This window comes from Brevundimonas sp. (assembly GCF_019636155.1).
Taxonomy (GTDB): Bacteria; Pseudomonadota; Alphaproteobacteria; order Caulobacterales; family Caulobacteraceae; genus Brevundimonas.
Genome location: NZ_JAHBYB010000038.1, coordinates 1 through 1,799, shown reverse-complemented (window position 1 = coordinate 1,799; position 1,799 = coordinate 1). Strand labels below are relative to the sequence as shown.

Genomic DNA, 1,799 nt, shown 5'->3' with positions numbered 1-1,799 from the left:
GGGATTCATCCTTCTGTCAGCGAGCTATTCGACTTCCACCATCGGGGGGTCGGTTCGCCCGCCTTCCCCGTTGCAGGGACAGAATGGCGCGTTCGACTTAAAACCAAGTAAAGCAGACATGATGCCAAAGTTTCCAATCATGGTTTATGGATGATTTACTGAGAATGGAAGCATTTCAGGATTTGTTGAGGTTTGCGCGCGATCCTGCGCGCCTCCTCCAGGGCCTCCGCGCCCGCGTCCTTGAAAGCCTGGCCCATGAGACTGCCCGTCGTCTTCGCCGCGCTGATCGTCGCCGGCGCCTCGAGCGCCGTGGCGCAGAGCCGCCCCCTGACGGTCGAGATCGATCATGCCCAGCGGATCGCCCTGCGCGGCGCCGCGGCCTCGGTGATCGTGGGCAATCCGGCCATCGCCGATGTGACCGTTGTGGACGCCGCCACCCTCTATATCACCGGCAAGGGCTATGGGGTGACCGAGGTCGTGGTGGTCGACGCCATCGGCCGGCCGCTGTTTCAGAACCAGGTCGTGGTCACCGGCGGAACGACCGGGGCGGTGCGCGTCTGGCGCGGCGCCCAGATGACGGAGATGGCCTGCGGCGGATCCTGCGCGCCCAGCATCCGCGCGGCCGGCGCGGGAACGGCCGCCGCGACCCCGCCGACGGTTCCCTGACCGCCATGCGACGGCGGCTGCCATCAGCCTTCAGGCGAGCCCCCGGGCGACGGGGGCGGGGCGGATCGGCCGCGGTCGAATTCGCCATGGTGGCCCTGCCCTTCTTCTTCCTGATGTTTTCGGTGCTGGAACTGGCGTTGGTCTTCGTCATCGACTCGGTGCTGGAGAACGCGGCCATCGAGACGGGACGTCTGGTCCGCACCGGCCAGGCGGCGGAAAAGAATTTCACCGCCGCGACCTTCAAGACCAGCCTGTGCGGCCGCATGAGCATCTTCGCCTCGGACTGCCCGTCCAAGGTGACGGTCGATGTCCGGGTCATTCCCCAGTTCAAGAACCCGACCGTCCCCGACCCCCTGTCGGGCAAGGCCTTCGATCCGACGGTGACCCTCTATGACGGCGGCAAGCCGGGCGACATCGTCCTGGTCCGCGCCTGGTATCGCCACACCCTGTTTACGCCCTTCCTGGCCCAGGGGCTGTCGCGCCTCAACGACGGGGCGGCCGTCCTGACCTCGACCACCGCCTTCCGCAACGAGCCCTGGGACTGATGGCGCACCGGTCTCTGAGCGGCGGACTCCTGACGCGGCTGGCGCGTGACCGACGCGGCGTGTCGGCGGTGGAATTCGCCCTGCTGGCGCCGATCATGATCGGCTTCTATTTCGGCCTGGCCGAGTTCTGTCAGGGCTATATGGCCCAGAAGCGGATGGGCCACGCCTCGGCCATGGTCGCGGACCTGGTGGCCCAGACCGACATCGTCACCAACAGCCAGCTGGACGATTTCTTCGAGATCGGCGGTCTGATCATGAAGCCCTTCTCGGCCTCGCCCCTGAGTCTGCGGGTCACCCAGGTCACGCGCGACAGCAACAATATCGCCAAGGTCAGCTGGAGCCGGGGCAAGGGCATGACCGCCCTGAAGTCCGGCAATACGGTCACCCTGCCCAATGGCCTGATCGACAAGGGTGAAAGCATCATCATGGCCGAGGCGATCTATGACTATGACTCGCCGGTCGATTTCCTGATGCCCTCGATCACCCGCTTCTCGCACACCTATTATCTGCGGCCCCGCCTGACCGAACAGGTCACCCTGGACGACTAGACCGAAATCGGTTCAGTCGGATGAAGTCCAACTGGGCCCG

Annotated in this window: 3 protein-coding genes; all 3 read left to right on the top strand. The window is 65.3% G+C overall.

What is annotated here, in order from left to right:
- Window positions 1-255: 255 nt before the first annotated feature.
- The 3 genes from KF910_RS14240 to KF910_RS14230 are packed head-to-tail and all read left to right on the top strand — an operon-like array spanning window position 256 to window position 1,759.
- Window positions 256-666 carry a pilus assembly protein N-terminal domain-containing protein gene (locus tag KF910_RS14240; protein WP_292264083.1) on the top strand — a complete coding sequence of 137 codons (411 nt, stop codon included), beginning with the start codon at window positions 256-258 and terminating at the stop codon, window positions 664-666.
- 5 nt (window positions 667-671) lie between these two features.
- Window positions 672-1,211: a TadE/TadG family type IV pilus assembly protein gene (locus tag KF910_RS14235; RefSeq protein WP_292264081.1), complete on the top strand. Its 540-nt coding sequence runs from the start codon at window positions 672-674 to the stop codon at window positions 1,209-1,211.
- Window positions 1,211-1,759 carry a TadE/TadG family type IV pilus assembly protein gene (locus KF910_RS14230; RefSeq protein WP_292264079.1) on the top strand — a complete coding sequence of 183 codons (549 nt, stop codon included), beginning with the start codon at window positions 1,211-1,213 and terminating at the stop codon, window positions 1,757-1,759. The genes KF910_RS14235 and KF910_RS14230 overlap by 1 nt, the downstream gene beginning before the upstream one ends.
- The last annotated feature ends 40 nt before the right edge of the window (window positions 1,760-1,799 follow it).

Bases quoted from the DNA above. Each gene is read 5' to 3' on its own strand.
- KF910_RS14240 (WP_292264083.1), top strand. From the start codon at position 256: ATGAGACTGCCCGTCGTCTTCGCCGCGCTGATCGTCGCCGGCGCCTCG.
- KF910_RS14235 (WP_292264081.1), top strand. From the start codon at position 672: ATGCGACGGCGGCTGCCATCAGCCTTCAGGCGAGCCCCCGGGCGACGG.
- KF910_RS14230 (WP_292264079.1), top strand. From the start codon at position 1,211: ATGGCGCACCGGTCTCTGAGCGGCGGACTCCTGACGCGGCTGGCGCGT.